This is a genomic window from Limnomicrobium aquaticum (assembly GCF_040545545.1).
In the GTDB taxonomy this organism is placed as follows: domain Bacteria; phylum Pseudomonadota; class Alphaproteobacteria; order Rhizobiales; family Rhizobiaceae; genus Ensifer_A; species Ensifer_A aquaticum.
On record NZ_JBEPMB010000003.1, the window covers coordinates 152,304 to 174,954 of the forward strand.

The window sequence follows — 22,651 nt, forward strand, 5'->3', positions numbered from 1 at the left end:
TCGCCTCACCTGTCCAGAATGGTCTTCAATACACGCCGCAATTCGCCGGCGGGATCAGCCGCCATGCCTTTCGAGCGCCAGGCGACATGATGGTCGGGCCGCACGAGAACGACGCCCGCGTCGTCCACCTCGCGCGCCCGCGCCCAGTCGCCGTAATGATCCTGCCATTGCTGGCGCGGACCAATGATGTGGCTCGTCAACGGCAAGCCGAGTTCGTCCGAGATCGCCGCGGCGGCATCGATCCATGCCTTGCCGCCGATCCCGGTCAGGATCGTGAACTTGCCATGGCCGCAAAGATCGAGCGTGGACGCTTTCTTGTTGCCGTCGCCGAAGACCCAGGCATGCGGCAGGCGGGCTCCGGGCCAGGTGGTCTGCTCGAAATGCAGCTCGCGGTCCTTGGTGAAACCCGGTTCCGGCTGCCCGTCGGTGGCCACTGCGGAGGATGTGTAGCGGTGGTTCATCTCGACACCATGCGCATCGAATTCATAGACCTTGAAGGCGATTGCCTCGCGCAGCGACGCCCGCTGCTTCTCGGCCGTGGGGTTGTCGTCGCAGCGGCGGTCCATGTTCTCCTGCATCTTCACCGGATCGATGGAATCGAGCAGACCCAGCGCGCCGAAGATCGGGCCGAATTCCTCGATCGACTGGTTGGCGCGGGTGACGATCTGCTTGGCAACCGGCGCGCGCTCGTCGGTATAGGTTTCCAGCAGTCCTGCACCCGCCTGACCTTTAAGGACCATGGCGAGCTTCCAGGCGAGGTTGAAACCGTCCTGGATGGACGTGTTCGAGCCCAGCCCGTTCGATGGCGGGTGGCGGTGAATGGCATCGCCCATGCAGAACACCCGGCCCTTGTGGGCGCGCGCCGCATAGCAATTGTTGACCGTCCAGGTCGAGACGGACGTGACCTCTATATCGATGTCCGGATCGCCGATCAGGTCGCGCGCCACGCCTTCGGCAAAGGCATTGTCGACATCGGGCACGCCCTGCGTGATATCATAGCCCCAGTTGATCAGCCACTCGTTCCAGGGCCGGATCATGCGCACGAGGCCCATGCCGATGCCGCCGACATTCGAGCCTGGCTGCAGCACCCAGTAGAGCACCGAGGGACGATGGGCGACATAGCGGCTGAGATCGGCCTTGAAGATGATGTTCATCGAGCCTGCCACGCCCATCTTCCCCTCAAACGGCAGGTCGAGATGCTGGGCGACCAGCGAATTGCCGCCATCGGCGCCAACGAGATATTTCGAGCGGACAGTGAATTCCTTGCCCGTCAGCCGGTCGCGGCAGGTTGTGGTGACGCCCTCGGCGTCCTGTACATGGCTGACATATTCGGTCGACATCCGCGCCTGCGTACCGCGCGAGCATGCGGTCTTGAACAGCAGCGGCTCCATGAAGGTCTGCGGCAGGTCGTTCATTTCCGTCGGCGAGGACAGGAGATGTTCGGCCTTGGAGGTCGGATGCGTGCCCCAGGTCTTGAGGCGCCCGAGTTCTTCACCGGCAATCGCCGTGCAGAAGACGTTTTCGCCCATGATCTCCTGCGGACTGCAATGGAGATAGGCCTCAGCCTCGACCTCGCGGCCGAGATCGCGCAGCACTTCCATGGTGCGCTGGTTGGTGATGTGGGCGCGCGGCGTATTGGCAAGCCACCGATAGCGGTTGATCGCCATGTTCTCGATGCCGTAGCTGGAGAGCAGCGCTGCGGTCGCCGAGCCGGCAGGGCCCGTGCCAATGATCAGTACGTCGGTTTGTATGTCAGCCATCAGGCGCCTCCTCCATGGGCTTTCGTGTCGGTTCTGGCCGCGAGCATGCGGCGTATGGGGAAAAGCTGGATGCCGCTGCGATTGGCGAACAGGCCCCACAGGCCGCGCGGCGCAAACAGCATGATCAGGATGCCAAGCAGGCCGAGGAACAGCAGATAGAGCGATCCGTAATCGGCCAACAGATTTTGCAGGATATAGAAGACGATCACCCCGACGATCGGCCCCTCGATGGTACCGATGCCGCCGATCACCACGATGAAGATGACATAGGCGGTCCAGTCCGGAACGGAGAAGGCGGCGTCGGGGGAAATGCGCGCCTTCTGCACATAGATCAGCGCGCCCGTAAGCCCCGTGATGAATGCAGCGACGAGATAGACGAAGGACTTGGTCCAGGTCGGATCGACCCCGACGGAGCGGGCGGCCTCCCGGTTGTCGCGAACGGCGGCAAGGCCCAGGCCCTGCTTGGAGCGCAGCAGCCGGTAGATGAAGCCGATAGTGGCGATGGCAAGGATCAGCGCCAGCCAGTAGCAGACGATGTCGGTGGCCTGCGGTCCGCGCACATGGAGCAGATCGGCGACGAGACGGACCCCGGGCATGTCGCGTGTCGCACCGGATGGAAGCGAGGTCCCCGTGCCACCACCCAGCGCCTTCCATTGCGCCAGCGACAGCCGCACCACTTCGGCGATGACCCAGGTGCCGATGGCGAAATAGGCGCCCTGCAGGCGGAAGACGAAGAAGGCCGTCGGCACCGAGAGCAGGAGTGCGGCGACTCCGCCGATTGCGATGGACACCAGCGGGTCGAGGCCGAGCAAGCTGACGGCGGCGAACATCGCATAGGCGCCGAACCCGACAAAGGCCTGCTGGCCGACGGAGACGAGACCCGCATAGCCGGCAAGCAGGTTCCAGCACTGCGCCAGCACCAGCATGGTGAGGATGAAGAACAGATCCTGAATGACCGCCCGCGGCGCGAACACCGGCGCCAGGACGCCCGCAACCACTACGACGACCATCAGCAGTACGGCTACGGAGGAACCGCGCGTGCGGGTCGAAACGGTCCAGCGGTCAGAAACGTGATCGGTCATCTTAGTCCACCGCACGAGGAAAGAGGCCGCGAGGGCGAACGAGCAGCACCAGCAGGAAGGCGATATGCCCGGCGAGGATCTGCCATTCCGGATTGACCGCCGCCCCGACCGTCTGCGCCACGCCCATGATGATCCCGCCGGCGAGCGTCCCCCAGAAGGAACCGAGACCGCCGATGATGACGGCTTCGAAGGCGTAGATCAGCCGCGCCGGCCCTTGCGTCGGATCGAAATTGGCCCGCGTGCCGAGATAAAGCGATGCGATGGTGACGACCATCATGGCAATGCCCGTCGCGGTGGCGAAGATGCGCTCCGAGCGTATTCCCATCAGCCCGGCCGTCGTGCGGTCGTCCGAGGTTGCCCGGAAGGCCCGGCCGAGCGAGGTCCGGTAGAAGACCAGATTGAGCCCGACAATGACGGCGATGGCCGACAGGAAGGTCAGAAGCGGCATCGTGCCGATGCTGAAGGGGCCGACCTGGATCGATGCGGTTTCGAGGGTGCCTGCGGAGATGCGGCGGCTGTCGGCGGAAAAGCCTTCCAGCAGACCATTCTGGATGACGACCGAAAGGCCGAATGTGACGAGAAGCGGCGGCAGGATATCGTCGCCGAGCGTGCGGTTCAGCACCAGATATTGCAGCGCCCAGCCGAGTGCGAACATGATGGGAAGCGCCAACGCCGCCGCGACGAAGGGATTGAGCCCGAGCGCCGACACCAGAAGGAGTATAAGGAATGCCGCCAGCACGATCAGATCGCCATGGGCGAGATTGACCAGCCGCATGATGCCGAAGACGAGGCTGAGCCCCGCCGCAAAGAGCGCATAGAGCCCACCGAGAAGAATGCCCTGGATGATGGTATCGGCCCAGTTCATGGCGTGTGTGCTCCGAAATAGGCCGCGTGGATCTCCTCGCGGCTGACCGCGCCGGGCTTGCCGGAAAGCGTCACGCGTCCCTCCATCATGCAATAGAACCGGTCCGCCACCTTCAACGCCTGCCCGATATCCTGTTCGATGATCACGATGGAGGCGCCATTGGCCCGTATCCGCGGGAAGGCGGCATAGATGTCCTTCACCACCACCGGCGCAAGGCCGAGGCTGATCTCGTCGCAGAGAAGGACGCGCGGATTGGACATGAGCGCGCGCCCGATGGCGACCATCTGCTGCTGCCCGCCGGAAAGTGCCGTGCCGGGGCTGGATCGTCGCTCTTTGAGCACGGGGAAGAGATCGTAAATCGCATCGAGCGTCCACGCGCCGCTGCCGCTGCGGCCATATTTGCCGATCAGCAGGTTTTCCTCGACCGAGAGCGAGGGGAAGAGCTTTCGCCCCTCCGGCACCATGGCGATGCCCAGGCGCACGACATCGGGCGCGGACAGTGCGCCAATCCCGGCATTCTCGTAGCGGATTTGGCCGGGCGCATTGCGCAACAAGCCGGAGATCGAGCGTAGCAGCGTCGACTTGCCGGCGCCGTTGGCGCCGATCACCGCGACCGTTTCGCCCTCTTCGAGCGTCAGGTCGACGCCGAAAAGCGCCTGGAAGTCTCCGTAGAAGGCCGTCAGGCCATGGGTTTCGAGCAGCGCCATCAGACTTCGATCCCCAGATAGATTTCGCGGACCTCTCTGGAGGCCATGATCGCAGCGGGCTCACCGATGCCGATCACCCGCCCGAAATGCAGGACGACCAGCCGGCTGACCACAGAGGTCAGGGCATTCAGCACATGTTCCACCCAGATGATCGACACGCCGCGGCGATGGATCGCCCGGATCGTTTCGACCAGCTCCTGGCACTCCCCTTCCGTCAGACCGCCAGCAATCTCGTCGAGCAGCAGGAGCTTCGGGTCGGTGGCGAGCGCGCGGGCAAGTTCCAGCCGCTTGCGCTGCAGAAGTCCAAGCGTTCCGGCAAGCTGGTTCGCCTTCGAATAAAGGCCCGTTTCCACCAGAATGTCGGCGCAGCGATCGCCGACCTCCCGTTCCGTCCTGTTGGACCCGAAGGAGGCGGCGACCAGAAGATTTTCGAACACCGTCAGCTTTTCGAAAGGCTGCGGGATCTGGAATGTCCGCCCGATACCGGCCAGACAGCGCGGCATCGGCGGCTGCCGCGTCATATCCCGGCCGTCGAATTGAATACTGCCTGAATCAACGAGAAAGTTACCCGTGATCAGATTGAACAGCGTCGATTTCCCGGCGCCGTTCGGGCCGATGACGCCGAGTGCCTCGCCCTCGTCCAGGGCAAACGAGATCTGGTCGGCGACCTTGAGGGCGCCGAAGCTTTTCGAGAGTTGGTCGAGAACGAGTATGGGCATCGGCGCCTCTGGCTCAGGGTTCAGGGCATCGTCCAGGCTTGCGCTCAGACGATGGCCTCCATCTTGCCACCGGTCGGAATATTCGGCGCGGTCTTGTTGTCCACGATAACGAGGTCATAGCCACCGCCGTCCTTGAGCCGCCACTGGCCGCCGACCAATGGCGTCTTGGCGATGTTCTTGGCTGCAAAGGGCGGCAGGTTGGCGCCGTCCCAGGCAACCCGGCCGACAATCGTGTCGAGCTTGGTCGCGGCGATGGCGGCAACGACCGCCTTGCTGTCGGTCGGATCGGCGCGCTTCATCACATCGGCGGCCACTTCGAACAGCGCATGGACAAAACCGATGGGCTGCGTCCATGGGCGTTTGGTCGCCTTGGTAAAGCCATCCGCAAGGTCCTTGGAGCTTTCGCCAGTCAGCGACGACTTGAACGGATGGTTGGCCGACCACCAGACTTCGCTCGACAGGTTATGCCCGTTCTTGCCCAGCGCCTCGACCGCCTGCGGGAACAGGATCGCCTTGCCGATGGAAGCAACCTTGGGCTTGAAGCCCTGCTGCTGCGCCTGGTTCCAGAAGGTGGTGAAGTCCGGCGGGATCATTACGCCGGTGATGATCTCGCACTGGCCGGATTTGAGCGTGTTGATCTGCGCGGAGAAGTCGTCGGTCAGGTTCTGGTAGCGGCCGGGATCGTTCAGCGAATAGCCCAGCTTGTCGAGCACGGGCGGGAAACCGACCTGCTTGTCGCCCCAGGCGTTGCCGTCCCCGTCATTGGGGAACATGCCGCCGACCTTCTTGTTGGTCGCAACCTGGCCCCACATGTTGGTATAGACCGCGATCACATCTTCCAGACCCCAAAAGAAGTGGAACGCGCTGTTGAACGGCTTCCACGACTTCGGATCGCCCGGATTGGCCTGCTGGCCGATGAACCAGGGCTGCCACGGCGCCATGGTGGAAATGCAGGGCACTTCCTCCGCCTCGCAGGTCGTGGCGACAGGGTTGGTCGTTTCCGGGGTCGAGGCGACGAGAACCGCATTGACCTCGTCATCGACGATGAGCGACTTGGTGACTTCGGCAGCCCGGTTGGGGTTGGACTGGCTATCCTTCACCACGACTTCGTAATTCAGACCGGCGGCCTTGGTGGCCGCCATGAATCCGTCGATGATGAACTTATCAGCCTCGGCAAAGGCCGCGAGCGGCCCGGTCTGCGGACTGACATAACCGAGCTTGATGGCAGCGCCCTTGGCAATGGCCGGCATGGCGAGGCCGGATGTGGCCGCCAGTGCTCCCGTGGCGGCTGCGGATTTCAAAAGATCGCGTCTTGTAAACATTTGCCTTCTTCCTCCCAAAAGAATTCAATATGGCAGTCGTTGACCTCGTAAGGTGCCCCGTAGAGCCGCGCCGATCACGGGGACCTGCGTTCCTTCTTCGCGCGCACCATCACGAACGTGTAGTCCAGCGCCCAGCCATCCGCTTTCGCCTTCGGCTTCAGCTCGGCCACGAGTTCCTGCTTCACGCCGAACAGGGCGTCGCGGCCCAGCTCGGGATCGGAACTGTCATAGATGTGGGTACTGATCGTCTCGAAGCCGTCGGCCCTGATCCTGAAATGCAGGTGCGCGGGGCGGCGAAGCGAGAAGCCGAGCCCCCCAAGCAGCAGTCCGACCGGGCCATCGCAGGGCACCGTGTAGCCGGCCGGCCGAACCGTGCAGTATCGAAACGCACCTGCCGCATCGGCCGTGAAGACACCGCGCAGGTTGAATTCCGGCTGCTGGTCAGGCTGCTGGTTTTCATAGAAGCCTTGAGAATTCGCCTGCCAGGTCTCGATTGTCGCGCCGGCAATTGCCTGTCCGTCAAGATCGCGCACCTGACCCGACACCCACAGCGGCACGCCGACGCCGTCCAGCGAGATATTGGCATCAAGTGGCAAACGGGGGGCATCGGCGCGGTAAAAGGGTCCGCGAACAGTGTTGGGTGTCGCGCCCTTCGGGCGGCTCGTGTTGATCTCTTCGATGAGCGCGGTGACGCCAAGCAGGTCGGACAGAAGCGCCCATTCCTGTCGCCGCTCGTCGCTGGCATGGCCAACCTCGGTGAGAAATTCCATCGTCTTGCGCCAGTCGGCATGCGAAGGCCGCGTCTCGCGAACGAGCGCGTGCAGATGATCGATGAAGGGGAGCAAGAAGCCTTGCAGCGGCCCGCCAGCATGCCGATCGACACGCTCGGCGACGCGACGCGCGGAATTGATCTCGCTGAACGACAGATCTGCCATGGTTCCTCCCATGCGAGCAAGCTAGCAGGGAGGAACCGGGCAGATAATCATTTCTTCGTCGGTTAATATGCCAATTTGTTATTAAGATCGATGGAACGCACCGACGCGGCCTCTGCCATGGCGCAACGGCGCGCCCAAAGGGGCCGCACCATTTGACAATCCACGCAGGCTGGCGCGGGCCTCCAGACCCTCTGCAAGCAGAAGGAGGAGGACACTTGCGGATCGCATGAGCCGCCGTGTCATCCCTTGCTCTTTTCCGACGCAATATACTGACGCCAGCCGCCGAACTCGGTGACCTCGCGAGCGCCTTCAATGGCATAGGGCTCACAGAGGAAGCCGGAGACCTGTGAACCGTCATCCAGCGTGATCTTGCCGATGCCAAGCGGGGCCGGAATGTTCTGCACGAACCGGCCGAAGGCCTCGGGCGTTACCTTCCAGACTTCGACGGCCAGCCCCGGACCCGTAAAGCCCGGCGCGCGGATCAGGCCGGGCTTCGGCGGCGTGGTGTTCGGTAGGACGAAGAGGCGGTAGTCCGGCGCCGTGCGGCAGGCTTTGAGCAGCCTGCCACCGGGGCCGGTCAGTTCATGGTTCAGCGGCATGCCCGAAAGATGCGCGCCGACGACGACCAGCGATACGAGCCCATCGTAAGCCTCAGCGACCTTTGACGCTTCCGAAAGCGGAGCGCTCTTCTCCTTGCCCATTCCAGCGGCAAGCGCGCGGTGCATGGCATCGGCAAACGATGCCAGTGCGTCGTCCGAAAAGGCCGGGCCGAAGAGCGTGACGCCCGCCGGCAAATGGTCATCGGCATCAAAGCCGGCCGGGATGGCAATGGCTGCGTAGCCAAACAGGTTGGCAAAGTTGGTGTAGCGGCCGAAATGGCCGTTCTTGACGATCGGATCGGCGAGCATCGCCTCCACCGTGTAGGTGGTGGGCGAGGTCGGCAGCATCAGGACATCGACCTTCTGCCATTCGGCCAGCGTCTTCTGCCGCAAGGCTTCCAGCTTGTAGAGACCCTCGAAGGCGTCCACGGCATCGTATTTGCTGGCACCCGAAATGATGGTGCGCACTGTCGGATCGAAATCATCAGCATTCGAGGCCATGAAATCCTTCACGGCGGCGAGCCGCTCGGCGACCCAGGGGCCGTTGTAAAGCAGTTCGGCTGCCTGCCGGAACGGCGCATAGTCGAAGGGAACGATCTCTGCCCCCAGCGCCTTCGCCCGCGCGATGGCGGCATCGTAAAGCGCTTCATAGGCGGCGTTGCTGTAGAATTCGCGCTCCCCGCCGGCCAGCACGCCAATGCGGAGTTTCGAGGCGGGCAGCGCGGCAGGCTTTGCCTTGCGGGAAAACGGATCGGCGGCATCGTAACCGTCCATGACCTTGCGGATCGCAACGCCATCGCCGACCGTGCCGGCAAACACCGTGACCACATCGACCGAGCGGCAGGCGGGCACGACGCCGACATTCGGCACGAGGCCCGGCGTCGGCTTGATGCCGACTAGATTGTTGAAGGCCGCCGGCACACGGCCCGAGCCGGCGGTGTCCGTGCCCAGCGCGAAGCTCGCCAGCCCCGACGCCACGGAAATTGCCGAACCGGAAGACGAGCCGCCCGAGACATAGGCGCTGTCGAACACCGAGCGCGGCGCGCCGTGTGGCGAGCGCGTACCGTTAAGGCCGGTGGCGAACTGGTCGAGATTGGTCTTGCCGATGACGAGAGCGCCGGCCGCCTTCAGCCGTGCGACAACGGTCGCATCCTGTTCCGGGCGATAGGCGAAGGCCGGGCAGGCGGCCGTGGTCGGCAGGCCGGCCACGTCGATATTGTCCTTCACCGCAAAGGGCACGCCCCAGAGCGGCAGGCTGTTCGGTTCCGGCGCGCGGGCCATGAGATCGCGGGCAGCGGCCCGCAGATCGTCTGCAGGCGTCCTGGTGATGAAGATCGCCGGATCGGAAGAGGCCGCAATGCGGGCCAGAACGTCTTCCACAAGGTCCAGCGGGGTGAGGCCGCCGGCATAGGCAGCTTTCAGGGAGGCGAGGTCGAGAAACGCGGGGAACATCAGGCACCCTTTTCTTTGAATTGATGGCAAATTTGGAGGAGAAGGCACATGATATGTCTCCTATGCCTGTTCCAGCACGACGAGCACATCGCCGGCGCGCACCGAACGGCCAGGGCTGGCTCGAACTTCGCCCACCCGCCCGTCAGCATGAGCAGAGATTGCGATTTCCATCTTCATGGATTCGATGATGACAAGCGTATCGCCCGCCTTCACTTGCCCGCCGGGTTCGACCAGCACCTTCCAGACATTGCCGGGAACAGCGCTTTCGATGCCGATGCACCCGTCCGGAATGTCGCCCGCCGTCGTCTGACCGGCGCCATCGTCGGCGGAGAACGTATCAAGCCCCTCTTCCTTCCAGCGCCGCCGCTCCGCCTCGAATGCCGATTGCTGGCCCTGTTTGAAGGCGGAAATCGCGCCCGCATTGGCGGCAAGCTCAGCCTGATAGGCGGCGTAGGAGAATTCTCCGTCCTCGATCCGCACCGGATATCCGCCATGCGGGAAGGCCGCGCGCGCCTCGGTGAGTTCCTCATGCGTGACTGGGAAGAAACGGACCTGATCGAAGAAATCGAGCAGCCACGGCTTGTCCTTGGAGAAGACTTGCGTCTGCCGCCATGTGTTCCACATCTGGATCGTGCGGCCGAAGAGCTGGTAGCCGCCCGGCCCTTCCATGCCGTAGATGCACATATAGGCCCCGCCGATGCCGACTGCATTTTCCGGCGTCCAGGTGCGGGCCGGATTGTATTTTGTCGTCACCAGCCGCTGACGCGGATCGAGCGGGGTTGCCACCGGCGCGCCGAGATAGACGTCACCCAGACCCATGACCAGATAGGAGGCGTTGAAGATCGTGTCCTTCACCGCCTGCTCGTCGGCAAGACCGTTGATGCGGCGGATGAACTCGATATTCGACGGGCACCAGGGCGCGTTTGGACGCACCAGTTCCTGATACTTGCGCATGGCAAGCTCGGCATCTGGGTCGTTCCACGAGAGCGGCAGCCAGACCGTGCGGCTTGGAACCTTCACACTTGCGATATCCTGCAGCGAGGCCTCGATTTCGGCGAGCAGTCCCAAGAGTTTCGAACGCTTGAGGCTCGTCCCGTCGTAATGGATCTGGAGCGACCGGATGCCGGGCGTAAGGTCTATCAGCCCCGATAGCCTCTCCGTCTTCAGCGCCTGCATCAGCAGATGCGCGCGCAGGCGCAGGCCGATATCGAGCTGCATCGCGCCATATTCGACCAGCAGATTGTCATCGCCCTGCCGGCGATAGACGACCGGCACCGGCCCGTCGTCGCGGCGGGCGAGAACGGGCGAGCCCGCCTTCTCGCCGAGCCCCATGACGGTCGGCCCCGCAATCGGGTCTTCGTCCCGCCCGACGGGATGGAACCGGATCGTATCGCCCGGCTTGAACTGGCCCATCTTCCATTGCTCGTCGCCCACGATCACCGCCGGGCAGACGAAACCACCGAGGCTGGGGCCGTCTGGGCCGAGGATGATCGGCATGTCGCCGGTGAAGTCGATGGCGCCGATGGCATAGGCGTTGTCATGCAGGTTGGACGGGTGAAGCCCCGCCTCGCCGCCATCCTCGCGCGCCCAGTGCGGGGCGGGACCGACGAGGCGCACGCCTGTGCGGGCGGAGTTGTAATGCACCTCGTAGGGGGTCGAAAACAGCGTCTCGATATCCTTTTCCAGAAAGAAATCGGGCGCGCCATGCGGACCGTAGAGAACGCCGACCGACCATTCCCGCGTCAGCGGCGCGGGTGTTCCGGCGGGCTTCACATCGGCTTGCTCGGCGCGAGCAAGGCGCAGCACATGGCCGGCACGCAAGGTTCCGGTCGCATGGCCCCCGAACTGCCCGAGGCCGAACGTAGCGCGCGAGCCAAGCACGACCGGCGCAGCAAAGCCGCCCGCGACCGCGAGATAGGCGCGCTGGCCGGCGCCTTCGATCTGGCCGATTGTAAGTGTCTGCCCCGCTTTCACCGGCACAGCCGTATCGTGCGCGACAGGCTCCCCGTCCAACTTCATCGGCATCCGCGCGCCGGACAGCGCCACGGTGACATCGGAGAAGAATTTCAGGACAGGACCGGAAACCGTCAGCTCCAGCGCCGCCGTCTCATCCGCATTGCCGACAACGCGGTTGGCGTGGCGGAAGGAATAGTCGTCCATCGGACCCGATGGCGGCACGCCGACATGCCAGAGGCCGAGCCGGCCCGGCAATTCCTGCAGGCTCGACTGTGCGCCGGGCGCCATGACCTCGACCACATCGGGAACGAAGGCGAAATCCTTGAGCGCCGTCGTCGCGACATCGCCGCTGGCGAAGAGATCTGAGGCGGCGATGGCCTTCAGATAATCAAGATTGGTCTCGATGCCGGAAACCGCCGTGCCGTCGAGCGCGCGCTTCAGCGCCGCAATCGCCGCCTCGCGGTCATCCGCCGCAACGATCACCTTGGCGAGCATGGGATCGTAGAAGGGCGTGACCTCTGTTCCGGTCTCGATCCAGCCATCGACGCGGGCGTCTTCGGGAAAAACGACCTCGGTCAGCAGCCCCGCACTCGGGCGGAAGCCGGCATGGGGCATTTCGGCATAGACCCGCGCCTCGATGGCCGCCCCCTTGGGCGTCAGCGCCTCCTTGCCCGTCAGCAAGTCCTCCCCGGCCGCCTGCCGGATCATCCACTCAACGAGATCGATGCCGAAGACGGCTTCCGTCACCGGATGCTCGACCTGCAGCCGGGTGTTGACCTCTAGAAAGTAGAATTCCTCACGCTTCGGATCGTAGATGAACTCCACCGTGCCGGCCGAGGCATAGTTCGCCTGCCGGCCGAGTGCGACGGCGGCGGCGTGAAGGCTCTGACGCACCGCGTCCGAGAGCCCCGGCGCCGGCGTTTCCTCTATCACCTTCTGGTTTCGCCGTTGCAGCGAGCAATCGCGCTCACCGAGCGAGATCACCCGGCCCTTGCCGTCACCGAAAATCTGCACTTCGACATGGCGGGCTTTTGCCACGAAACGCTCCAGATAGACGCGCGCATCGCCGAAGCTCGCCTTGGCCGTGCGCTGCACCGTCTCGAAGGCCGCCTTCAGCGCCGCCGCATCCTCGCAAAGCTGCATGCCGATGCCGCCGCCGCCGGCGGTGGATTTCAGCATGACGGGATAGCCGATGCCGTTGGCTTCCGTAAGCGCCTCTTCGGCCGTCTCCAGAAGCCCGCTGCCGGGCAGAAGCGGCACGCCGCTCTTCCGCGCCAGTTCGCGCGCCGTGTGCTTCAGGCCAAAAGCCTCGATATTGGCGGGCGTCGGGCCGATGAAGGCGATGCCCTCTTCGGCGAGCCGGGCGGCAAAGCCGATATTTTCGGAGAGGAAACCATAGCCCGGATGCACAGCCTCCGCTCCGGTCGCCTTGCAGGCAGCCACAACAGCCTCGACATTCAGATAGCTTTCAGCGGCAGGCGCCGGCCCCAGCCGCACCGCCTCATCGGCCATGCGCACGGCCTTCGAAAAGCGGTCGGCATCGGAATAGACGGCGACCGAGGCGATGCCGAGTTGCTTGGCCGTGCGGATGATCCGCACGGCGATCTCGCCGCGATTGGCGATCAGGATTTTCTTGAACATGATGCTTCCCCGCTCAGCGCTCGTCGTTCCAGACGAGAACGCGGATCGGCGTTGGGTCGAAACCGTTGCAGGGATTGTTGATCTGCGGGCAATTGGAGATGACCATCAGCACATCCATCCCGGCCTGCATCTCGACATAGTCGCCGGGCGCGGAAATGCCATCCACGATGGTCATGGTCGCGTCTGGCTCAATCGGCACGTTCATGAAGAAGTTGATGTTCGGCGCGACGTCGCGCTTGCTCATGCCGTGCTTGGAAACTTCGATCACGAAATTGTCGCGGCAGGCATGGAGATATTTCGTGCCGTGGCCGAAGCGCACTGTGTTGCTTTCGCAGGAGCAGGCGCCTGCCGCCGTATCATGACGACCGCAGCTGTCGGCGACCATTTTCAGCATGACGCGGCCCTCGTTGGACATGATCTTCGTGCCGGTCGAGATATATGCCGCGCCCTGCTCGCGCATCGTATCCTGATTGGAATAGCGCTCGGAAAAGTCCTCCGCATTGTAGAACAACGTATCCACGGCCTGCTGGCCATAGCTGTCCTCGATGCGCACGATCTGGCCCTTGCGGATGACGGTCGAAAACGGCGCTTCGGCGGGAATGTAATGGTCCTGAACGGCGGCCTCGACAGTGCGGGCGGGCGATGTCTGAATGAAATCGGTCATGGTCGTCTCCCCCTCAAAGCGCGGCAAAGGCGTTGTTTTCGAAACCGCGCATGGCTTCGGCCGTCGCAGTGCGGCACAGATCGTCAGCCGCAGGCGCGCTCGCTGCGATGCGTGTCACCGTGACCGGGTTGGAGGCGTAAACGGGGTTCGGATCGAGCGGATGCGGGGCGTTGGAGAAGGCCACATGCATGTCCATTTCGGCGCGCAACTCGATATAATCGGCGCCGTTCAGGAGGTCGGCATTCCAGAAGAACTGGCCTTCCGCATCGACGCGCACAGGCGCGAAGAGCGAGAGCGCTGCGGGAATATCGCGCTTGTCGAGGCCGAGCTTGGTCGCGGCGATGACGAAATTGTCGCGCGTGTTGCGGGCGTAAGGCACGCCGTATTTCGCCGAGACGGAGGCAAGCGTCGAGCCGCCGACGAGGCAATCATGCGCGCCGGACGTATCCTCGACAATCGAGAACATGACACGGCCCATGTCGGAAAAGATCACGCGGCCCTTGGACAACCCGGTGGTCCATTGCAGCTTCACCGTATCGGGCAGGTTCAGCCGTTCGGTGCGGTCGGCGGCGTTCCAGGCGACGAGCGCAATGGTCGAGAAGCCGGCATCGAGGCTGACGCGAAGCACTTCGTTTGTCTTGACTTTCGTCCACCAATACCAGCCGCCGGGAATGACCTCCCGGTGGACGATCTTGTCGGCGGGGATTTCGGCGGCCGGCAACGGGCTCTTGCCCGGCAGCGCCTTGGGGGCAAATTCCAGCCCCTTCTTCTGGTGTTCTTCATAACGCGCGCGGTTGGCGGCGATGTCTTCGGCGGAACGTCGGATATGCATGGTTTCGCACTCCTCATCAGGTTTGGCCGGGTCGTCCCGGCTATTGACCTTTTTGAACCGGGCCGTCCCGGTCGGGTCGAATGAGAGACGGCTCGCCCGCGCGGCGCGGCGGCCAGATCGGAATGTCGCGGCTGATGGTCGCGCCGTAGCGCAGCTTCTCCTCCGGCCGGTCGCGCAGCCGCTCGAAGGCGATGACGCGGGTGGCAAGCGTGAAGGCCTCGCGCATGTCATGCGTGACCATGACGACGGTCATCGGGTTTTCGTGCCACAGCCGCTTCATCAGCGTGTGGATTTCAGCGCGTATGCCGGGATCGAGTGCGCCGAAGGGCTCGTCGAGCAGTAGCACCTTTGGCTTCATGATGAGCGCCTGGGCGAGCGCCAGACGCTGCTGCATGCCGCCGGAAAGCTGGGCCGGATATTTATCCAGCGCATGAGAAAGGCCGACTTCGGCAATCAGCGCCTTGGCCTCCTCGACCGCCGCCCTGCGCGCCTGCCCGAAGAGCCGTGCGGAAAAGCCGGCCGCCGTCATCTCCTTGCCGATCAGCACGTTGCCGAGAACCGTCAGATGCGGGAAGACCGAGTAGCGCTGGAAGACGACGCCACGATCCGGCCCCGGCTCCTTCGGCAGTGGCACGCCACCGAGCAGGATTGTGCCCCGCGTGGCCTGCTCCTGTCCCAATAGCATGCGCAGGAAGGTTGTCTTGCCGCAGCCGGACGGGCCAACGAGGGCGACAAAGGCGCGGTCCTCGATCTCGATGGAAATGTCTTCCAGAACGATCTGGTCGCCATATTCCTTCCAGACCTTTTCGACGACGATCCCGCTCATGTGTTCTTCTCCAGTTCGGACCAGGGGAAGATGGCAATGCGGACGCGGTTCAGAATGTAGTCCGTCCCGACCGCGAGCAGCGTGATCCACAGCACGTAGGGGAAGATGACATCCATCGCGAGATAGCGGCGGACGAGGAAGATGCGGTAGCCGAGACCCGCTTCCGACGAAATGGCTTCCGCCGCAATAAGGAAGAGCCAGGCCGGGCCGATCTGCAAGCGCAGCGTATCGATCATCCGGGGCAGGATCTGCGGCAGCACGACGCGCAGCGCGATCTGCCAGGACGAGCCACCCAGCGTCTCGGCCTTGATGATCTGCTCGCGCGGCAGCATGGAGGCCGTCAGCGCAAGGTCTCGGATCATGATCGGGGTCACGCCGATGGCAATCAGCGCGATCTTCGACGCCTCTCCAAGCCCCATCACGATGAAGAGGATCGGCAGCAGCGCCAGCGGCGGCACCATTGAGACGGCGGCAACGAAAGGCGCGAGCAGCGCCCGCATGGTGGGCAGCATGCCGATCAGCATGCCGATGACGAGCGCGATGGCGACCGCAATGCCGATGCCTGAGAAAAGCCGGGTCAGGCTCGCACCCGTATCGGCCCAGAGCAGGATCTGCCCGCTCCTGCCATCGGGAACGACGGCCATGCGGTTGATGGCATCGACGAAGGACGAAAGGCCCGGCAGCAGCTTGTCATTGGCATTGTCGGCCAGCCGTGCCGCCGAACCTGCCACATAGGCAGCCAGCACGATCAGGAACGGCGCGACGGCCAGCGTCAGCCGCATTCCGCTCGACGGTCTCGTATTGATCCAGCGCATGGCTGTCTCCGTTCGCGAAAGGTGTGAAGGTCCGCCGGGCATGGCGCCCGGCGGTTGCCGGACTTGCGATCAGAGCGCACCCTTGGCAGCGGCATCCATGTAGGTCGTGGCGAAGCGCAGCTTCACATTGCCCTTGTCACCGAGCACCGAACCATCGGGCATTTCGATGCCGATGACATCGGCCGACGGCGCGCCGTTGCCGAGAAGTCCCTTGGAGAAGAGGAAGGTGCGGACATGGTCCATCGTCTTCGGCAGATCAGCCGACTTGGCGAAGGCAAGCGCATCGGCTGGTTTGTCGAAAAGCTTGGTCGCAGCCATCTGGGATTCGAAGCCCTTGAGGTCGGTGCCCGAGGCCTGCCCCATCGCCGTGCGGGCGGCCTTGCCCTCATCGCTGTCGGCGGTCATCAGCTTCATCGTGTCATACCAGATGCCGGCCAGCGCCTTGCCGAAATCCGGATTGTCCTTCAGCGTGGCCGAGTTCGCGACCATAAGGTCGATGATTTCGCCGGGGATCTTGGAGCTGTCGAAGACCTTCTTCGCATCCGGCTCCTGCAGGATCGTGGAGACGAGCGGGTTCCAGGTCACGACGGCGGTCACGTCCTTGGTCTTGTAGGCCGCAACCATGTCGGCATCGGATGTGTTGACGACTTTCACGTCCTTCTCGGTCATCCCGGCGCTTTCGAGCGCGCGCACCAGCAGATATTCGGAGACGGAGAATTCGACGAGGTTGACGTTCTGGCCCTTGATGTCCGCGAGCTTGTCCTTGTTCTTCAGGATGATTGCGTCATTGCCGTTTGAGAAGTCACCGACGATGACGGCCGTCGTATCGACACCGCCTGCGGCGGGAATAGAGAGGCCATCCATGTTCGTCAGCGTGACGGCGTCAAAGGCACCCGCCGTATACTGGTTCATGGATTCAACATAATCGTTGAACTGCGTGACATCGATATTGATGCCGTATTTGTCGGCCCATTTCTTCACGATGCCATGGTCCGCCGCATAGCCCCAGGGCATCCAGCCGACGTAGATCGACCAGGCAACCTTGAACTCCTTCTTGGGCGCGGCTTCCGCACCGCCAATGGCAGCGAGAAGGAGCGACGCGGACAAGGCGGTGATGGAGAGGATTTTCTTGAAAGTTTGCATTGGCATTCCCCTTTTGTTGCTTCCAAAAAGGGATCGGCAATGACCAGCGCCGCCAATCCCTTGGCTAACGAGGTCTCCCGGGCTTTTGTCCCGCCGTGCATCCGGCGGGATGTCTCCCCACGCCGGTGGATGCTCTCGGACCAGCCACACCCAACAAGGTGCCGGAACCCTAGCGTCCAAACTCTGAGAACATAAAAGCAAACACCGTGCCAAATCCTGAAATGCCCGGATTCCGGCCCTTGCGCGCGCCAATCTACAAAAAGCGTGAATGATGTGCCGGGTGGATGCCCAAAGAATCATCACCGGCGACACAGGTGGTCAAAAACCGCCCAGGAACAGCCGCAACCGGTTGACCACGATCATGATGCCGAAATGGACCGGGTCTATCCCGAGCTTGATCGCCACGGGGAAGAGGATCGGGGCCATGATCAGGACGATCGAGGACGGTTCCATGAAGTTGCCGGCGGCCAGCAGCAGCAGGTTGACGGCATTGAGGAACATCCACCAGTTCAGGCCGGAATTCACCATCCACTCGCCCAGCACCTGCGGAATGGCGAGATAGACGATCCACATCGGCAGTTCGAGATCGGGCGAGATCGACGACACGCTGTACATGTGCCAGACGAAATTCGCGCCGAGTGCCGCAATCGTGCCGGTGAAGAACGCCCCGGCACTAAGGCCGAACAGGATGAACGCGAAGCGGCGCCGCTCGTCCAGCCGGTTGATCACCACATCGATGCCGACATGGATGCCGGTACGAACGCAGCGCTGCCCGAAACGCCATTCGATCCAAAATTCGCCCGCGCTTCCCGTTCAACTGCCGCCGAATGCCAATCCCAGAGAATGTTCAACCAGGCAGCCAGCCACCTGCCAGGGGATGGTCTGGAGCAAGCGGGAGTTTGACGAACTTCCTGCTGCGATCCGATTCATAAATTGCCGTCATCAACTCGACCGAATGGCGTCCCTCGGCCATGGTCGGGAGAAAGACATCCTTGCCTTCGGTCAAGTAGGCGTGGATGTCGGTGAACATGCCGGTGAACCGCCGGTCGGTGTCGGGATAGAGCGCTACGATGGCATCAATTTCGGCTTGCCTTACGGGATCGGTCGCGAGGAACGTCCAGTTACCGCCGCCGATGTGATAGGCCTCGGTGTCCGAGGTCATCATGACATGCTCGAAACAGGCGCGAAACCGCGATGTATTGCCGGCAGCGCCCAGCGTGATCGACGACGTGACCAGTGCGCCGTCAGCGGTGCGCATGATGATCGCGCCGCAATCCTCGGTCTCGATCGGATTCACGCGCGTGTCGAGAAGGGCCGCCACCTCTACCACGTCGCCGGCCAGATGCGTGGCCAGATTGTGGATGTGGCAGGCATGGCTGACGATCGCGCCGCCAAGCTCACCCTTCCAGGTGCCGCGCCACTTCGCGGCGTAATAATCCGCGCCGCGCTGCCAATGGGTTTCCAATGACAGCGTATAGGCCTTACCCAACAGTCCCTTGGCCTTCAAGGCATGCGCGGCCCGATAGCCGGACCCGTAGCGGTACTGGAAGACCGGGAAGACCTGCTTGCCCGAACGACCTGCAGCTTCCGCCATCCGGTCGACATCGGCGAGCGAGCCGGAGAGCGGCTTTTCGCAGATCACGTTCTTCCCGGCTTCGAGTGCGGCCAGCGTGATCGGCGCATGCAGATGCGGCGGCAGGCAATTGTCGATGAGATCGATATCCGGGTCGGCAAATGCCTCCCCCATATCGGTAATGGCGCGGCAGCCGGGCATGAGGTCCGCCACGGGCTGCGCCCGCTCGATATTGAGATCGCAGATGTAGCGGACCTCGAAAAGATGCGCCAGCTTGGCATAGGCGATCATATGATTGCCGCCGATGCCTGCGCCGATGATGGCGACACGTAGACGTGTGGTCACTGCTCAACTCCATTTTCTGCGATCTGCTGCGCGGTCAGGGCAAGTTCTGTCGCCAGGAAGGCGTGGACCTGGGTCATGGCCGTTTCGGTGCGCGCCTCGATGTCGCTGGCGAGACGGGAGAAATAGGGAAGGCCGGCGCCGGTGGCGTCGAACCGCTCGACACCCTTGTGATCTGCCAGAAAGACATGATCCCCGCCGGGCTGCCCGGCGATATCGATATATTTGCGAAGCTCTATATAGCCTTCGGTACCGAGAATGGTCATGCGGCCATCGCCCCAGACCGGGAGGCCCTGTGGGGTCAGCCAGTCCACACGATGGTAGCCGCGTCCGCCATTGCCTTCGAGCACCACCTCGCCGAAATCCTGAAAGCCGGGCCGGTCACCATTGGCGACATTACCGACGAATGCGCTGACGATGCGGGCCTCCGTCGAGCCGGTGAAATGCAGAAACTGGTCGAACTGATGGGCGCAGATATCGGTGAGAATGCCGCCGGTTCTCGCCCGCTCCCAGAACCAGGCTGGGCGTGAGGGCGGATTGGCGCGATGGGGGCCGAGCCCGACGGTCTGCACTACCTTGCCAATCCGCCCCTCTGCAATGAGCCTATCAGCGAGCGTGTTGCTCTCCACGCCGAAACGTTCGGAAAAGCAGACACTCCAGATGCGCCCGGTCTCCTGAACGGTCCGCTTGATCTCAGAGAGTTCAGCCAGACTGACACAGCCCGGCTTGTCGACCATGACATCCTTGCCATGCCGCATGGCGGCAATCGCCACCGCGGCCCGATCGCCGTTGATGGCGGAGCACAGGATGAGCCCGATGCTCTCGTCGTCAAGGATTTCGGCCTCCGACCTTTGCGCGATGTCGGGATAGGCGCTGCGAAATTCCTCGCGAATGTGGTCCGGCGTTTCCATGCCGGTTGCCCAGGCCGCAAACTCGGCCCCGGCGTCGATCATGCCTTTGAGCATGCCGTAGATATGGCCGTGATCGACCCCGATCACGCCGATCTTGAGAGGCATTGCCATGCGTTTCACCGTTCCAGTTTGATGCCGCGCGCGCGCAGCATGGTGGGAATGTGGACCAGCGCGCCGGTTTCAATGGACGCGTTGGCGGCAATGCCGGTGAGGATCGACCAGGCGCCGGCAATGTGGTCCGAGGCGCGGCCGTAGCGGTCGGGTTCCTGATTGTCCGGATCGAAGATGTAGCCGAGCATCAGCGGATCGGCCCCGCCATGATCGCCTTCGCCCGCCGGCACGTCGAGCATGCGCGGCGGCTCGCCGGCGAGATGAAGCTCGGTGGTGATCGCCTCCTGGCCCGCATGGTCGCGCACGCCGCCGAAGACGCCGTGAACCTCGACATGGCGATGCGTCAGCTCGCCCTTTGTGCCCTGGAATTTGATCTCCAGCCCTTCCCACGGGGAATAGGCGGTCAGCGTGTAATTGGCCGTCGCGCCGGAGGCGTAGCGGATATGGGCCTGTACCGTATCCTCGATGCCGATCTCCTCATCGAAAACGCAGCGGTCGCGGAAATATCCGTCCTCATTCTCCCCTTCGAGATAGAGGCTGCGCAGGTTCTCGTCGCCCTCGAGATCGAGCCGGAAGACGCAGCGATCAAAGACCGGACAGCCATGACAGCGCGGGCCGTGGTCCGAGAGACCGAGTTCGGCGGCAGTTTCCGGCCGGTAGAAGACGCGCCGGCCGGTGGCCAGAACGTCGGTCGGCACCGAGCCGAGCCACCAGTTGAGAAGGTCGAAGTGATGCGTCGACTTGTGGACCAGAAGGCCGCCCGAATTCTCCTTCTGCCGATGCCAGCGGCGGAAATAGTCCGCACCGTGAACCCGGTCGAGATGCCAGCGAAAATCCACCGCCGTGATCGTGCCAATCGTGCCAGCAGCAAGGATTTCCTTGATCTGCGTGCGGGCCGGCGAATAGCGGTAGTTGAACGTCACCTTCACCTTGCGGCCGGTGCGCGCCTGCGCGTCGAGGATATGTTTCAGGCGCGACAGATCGATGGTCAGCGGCTTTTCGCAGATGACATCGCATCCGGCCTCGAAGGCGCGGACGATATAGTCGGAATGCAGGAAGTCCGGCGTCGTGACGACGATCGTATCCGGCTTCTGCTCGTCGAGAAGCCGGCCGAAATCGCCAGCCAGATAGGTGGCAACCCCGTTCGTTCCCGGCTTGTCGATGGCGCGCGCCGCCTCACCCAGCCGGTGAGTGTTGCTGTCGCACAGCGCCACGATCTCATGCTTGTCGGAATAATCCTTCGTAACGGAATCGCGGAACATCTTGTGCCGCGAGCCGCAGCCTACAATGGCGATCTTCATGCGGAGAGGCTTTCCTGCTGGAGCGGTTCGACGCGCTGGCCGTTGCTGTCGAAATAGTGAATGTCGGCGTGATCGAAACCGAGCGTGACGCTATCGCCCGCCTTCTGCGCGCCCTGGTCCTTGCTGCTGACGAGGAGGACCTGCCCGGAGGCAAGCGCGACATGGAGCAGCGTTTCGTTGCCGAGATATTCGACCAGACGCACCGTGCCCTGCGCCTCGACCGCGCCGGTTCCGACATGGATCGAGCCGGGACGCACGCAGATCGTAATGGATGTGTCCCTGGTTCTGAGATGCGGGATGCGGAACGGAGAAAAGCCCTCGGCCGTCGCCTGCATCCCGTTTGCCCCCTCGCTGACTCGAGCCTCGATCATGTTGATCTTCGGCGAGCCGATGAAGCCCGCGACAAAGAGGTTCTGCGGGCGCGTATAAAGTTCCTGCGGCGTGCCGACCTGCTCGATCTTGCCGGCGCGCAGGACCACGATACGGCTCGCCAGCGTCATGGCCTCGACCTGATCGTGGGTCACATAGATCATGGTCGTGCCGAGGCGCGCATAGAGGGCCGCAAGCTCGGCGCGCATCTGCACGCGCAGTTCGGCATCGAGATTGGAAAGCGGCTCGTCGAAGAGGAAGAGCTTGGGTTCGCGCACGATGGAGCGCCCGATGGCGACGCGCTGCTTCTGGCCACCGGAAAGCTGGCGCGGCTTGCGGTCCAGCAGCTTCTCGATCTGCAGGATGCGCGCCGCATCGGCAACGCGGCGCTCGACCTCGGCGCGCGGCACCTTCATGTTCTCCAGCCCGAAGGCGAGGTTCTTTGCGACCGTCATATGCGGATAGAGCGCATAGCTCTGGAACACCATGGAGAGTTCGCGCTTGGAGGCCGGCAGGTCGTTCACCACGCGGCCATCCATGGCGATCGTGCCGTCGGTGATGTCCTCGAGCCCCGCGATCATGCGCAGAAGGGTCGATTTACCGCAGCCCGACGGGCCGACCAGAACCAGAAACTCGCCATCGTGAATGTCGAGATTCATCCCCTGGATGATGGACAGGGCGCCGTAGCGCTTGCCCGTGTTGCGAAGGGTCAATCCAACCATGACC

Annotated in this window: 18 protein-coding genes, 1 pseudogene and 1 riboswitch; all 19 genes and pseudogenes read right to left on the minus strand. The window is 63.2% G+C overall.

What is annotated here, in order from left to right:
* Positions 1–5: 5 nt before the first annotated feature.
* Entirely contained in the window at positions 6–1,760 is a 1,755-nt protein-coding gene (locus ABID16_RS12435) for an FAD-dependent oxidoreductase (RefSeq protein ID WP_354556671.1), read from the minus strand.
* Entirely contained in the window at positions 1,760–2,842 is a 1,083-nt protein-coding gene (locus ABID16_RS12440; protein WP_354556672.1) for a branched-chain amino acid ABC transporter permease, read from the minus strand. Before ABID16_RS12440 ends, ABID16_RS12435 begins: the two co-directional genes overlap by 1 nt.
* 1 nt (position 2,843) lies before the next feature.
* A complete protein-coding gene (locus tag ABID16_RS12445) occupies positions 2,844–3,707 on the minus strand; it encodes a branched-chain amino acid ABC transporter permease (RefSeq protein WP_354556673.1) in 864 nt (287 codons plus the stop codon).
* Positions 3,704–4,414 (minus strand): ABC transporter ATP-binding protein, encoded by a 711-nt coding sequence (locus tag ABID16_RS12450; protein ID WP_354556674.1) that lies wholly within the window; start codon positions 4,412–4,414, stop codon positions 3,704–3,706. Before ABID16_RS12450 ends, ABID16_RS12445 begins: the two co-directional genes overlap by 4 nt.
* Entirely contained in the window at positions 4,414–5,133 is a 720-nt protein-coding gene (locus tag ABID16_RS12455; protein WP_354556675.1) for an ABC transporter ATP-binding protein, read from the minus strand. The genes ABID16_RS12450 and ABID16_RS12455 overlap by 1 nt, the downstream gene beginning before the upstream one ends.
* Before the next feature lie 44 nt (positions 5,134–5,177).
* Positions 5,178–6,455: an ABC transporter substrate-binding protein gene (locus ABID16_RS12460; RefSeq protein WP_354556676.1), complete on the minus strand. Its 1,278-nt coding sequence runs from the start codon at positions 6,453–6,455 to the stop codon at positions 5,178–5,180.
* 74 nt (positions 6,456–6,529) lie between these two features.
* Positions 6,530–7,390 (minus strand): dioxygenase family protein, encoded by an 861-nt coding sequence (locus tag ABID16_RS12465; protein ID WP_354556677.1) that lies wholly within the window; start codon positions 7,388–7,390, stop codon positions 6,530–6,532.
* Between the two features lie 239 nt (positions 7,391–7,629).
* Positions 7,630–9,441, minus strand: a complete 1,812-nt coding sequence (atzF, locus tag ABID16_RS12470) for an allophanate hydrolase (protein WP_354556678.1) — start codon at positions 9,439–9,441, stop codon at positions 7,630–7,632.
* Positions 9,442–9,501: 60 nt separating this feature from the next.
* The gene (uca, locus tag ABID16_RS12475; RefSeq protein WP_354556679.1) at positions 9,502–13,038 is read right to left on the minus strand and encodes an urea carboxylase; all 3,537 of its coding nucleotides are present in this window, start codon (positions 13,036–13,038) and stop codon (positions 9,502–9,504) included.
* Between the two features lie 13 nt (positions 13,039–13,051).
* On the minus strand, positions 13,052–13,702 hold the full coding sequence (locus tag ABID16_RS12480; protein WP_354556680.1) for an urea amidolyase associated protein UAAP2: 651 nt from the start codon (positions 13,700–13,702) through the stop codon (positions 13,052–13,054).
* Positions 13,703–13,715: 13 nt separating this feature from the next.
* Complete coding sequence (locus tag ABID16_RS12485) at positions 13,716–14,534, minus strand: urea amidolyase associated protein UAAP1 (protein ID WP_354556681.1); 819 nt, start codon at positions 14,532–14,534, stop codon at positions 13,716–13,718.
* Positions 14,535–14,574: 40 nt separating this feature from the next.
* Positions 14,575–15,360: an ABC transporter ATP-binding protein gene (locus tag ABID16_RS12490; protein ID WP_354556682.1), complete on the minus strand. Its 786-nt coding sequence runs from the start codon at positions 15,358–15,360 to the stop codon at positions 14,575–14,577.
* Positions 15,357–16,175: an ABC transporter permease gene (locus ABID16_RS12495; RefSeq protein ID WP_354556683.1), complete on the minus strand. Its 819-nt coding sequence runs from the start codon at positions 16,173–16,175 to the stop codon at positions 15,357–15,359. The genes ABID16_RS12490 and ABID16_RS12495 overlap by 4 nt, the downstream gene beginning before the upstream one ends.
* A gap of 69 nt (positions 16,176–16,244) precedes the next feature.
* The gene (locus ABID16_RS12500; protein WP_354556684.1) at positions 16,245–17,318 is read right to left on the minus strand and encodes a putative urea ABC transporter substrate-binding protein; all 1,074 of its coding nucleotides are present in this window, start codon (positions 17,316–17,318) and stop codon (positions 16,245–16,247) included.
* Positions 17,319–17,390: 72 nt separating this feature from the next.
* Positions 17,391–17,502: riboswitch (guanidine-I (ykkC/yxkD leader) on the minus strand.
* A 164-nt stretch (positions 17,503–17,666) separates the two neighbouring features.
* A pseudogene (locus ABID16_RS12505) lies at positions 17,667–18,107 on the minus strand (TRAP transporter small permease); the annotation flags it as partial.
* A 58-nt stretch (positions 18,108–18,165) separates the two neighbouring features.
* A complete protein-coding gene (locus ABID16_RS12510; protein ID WP_354556685.1) occupies positions 18,166–19,236 on the minus strand; it encodes a Gfo/Idh/MocA family protein in 1,071 nt (356 codons plus the stop codon).
* Entirely contained in the window at positions 19,233–20,255 is a 1,023-nt protein-coding gene (locus ABID16_RS12515; protein WP_354556686.1) for a Gfo/Idh/MocA family protein, read from the minus strand. The genes ABID16_RS12510 and ABID16_RS12515 overlap by 4 nt, the downstream gene beginning before the upstream one ends.
* 5 nt (positions 20,256–20,260) lie before the next feature.
* Positions 20,261–21,556, minus strand: a complete 1,296-nt coding sequence (locus ABID16_RS12520; RefSeq protein WP_354556687.1) for a Gfo/Idh/MocA family protein — start codon at positions 21,554–21,556, stop codon at positions 20,261–20,263.
* On the minus strand, positions 21,553–22,647 hold the full coding sequence (locus tag ABID16_RS12525) for an ABC transporter ATP-binding protein (protein ID WP_354556688.1): 1,095 nt from the start codon (positions 22,645–22,647) through the stop codon (positions 21,553–21,555). Before ABID16_RS12525 ends, ABID16_RS12520 begins: the two co-directional genes overlap by 4 nt.
* Positions 22,648–22,651: the final 4 nt, after the last annotated feature.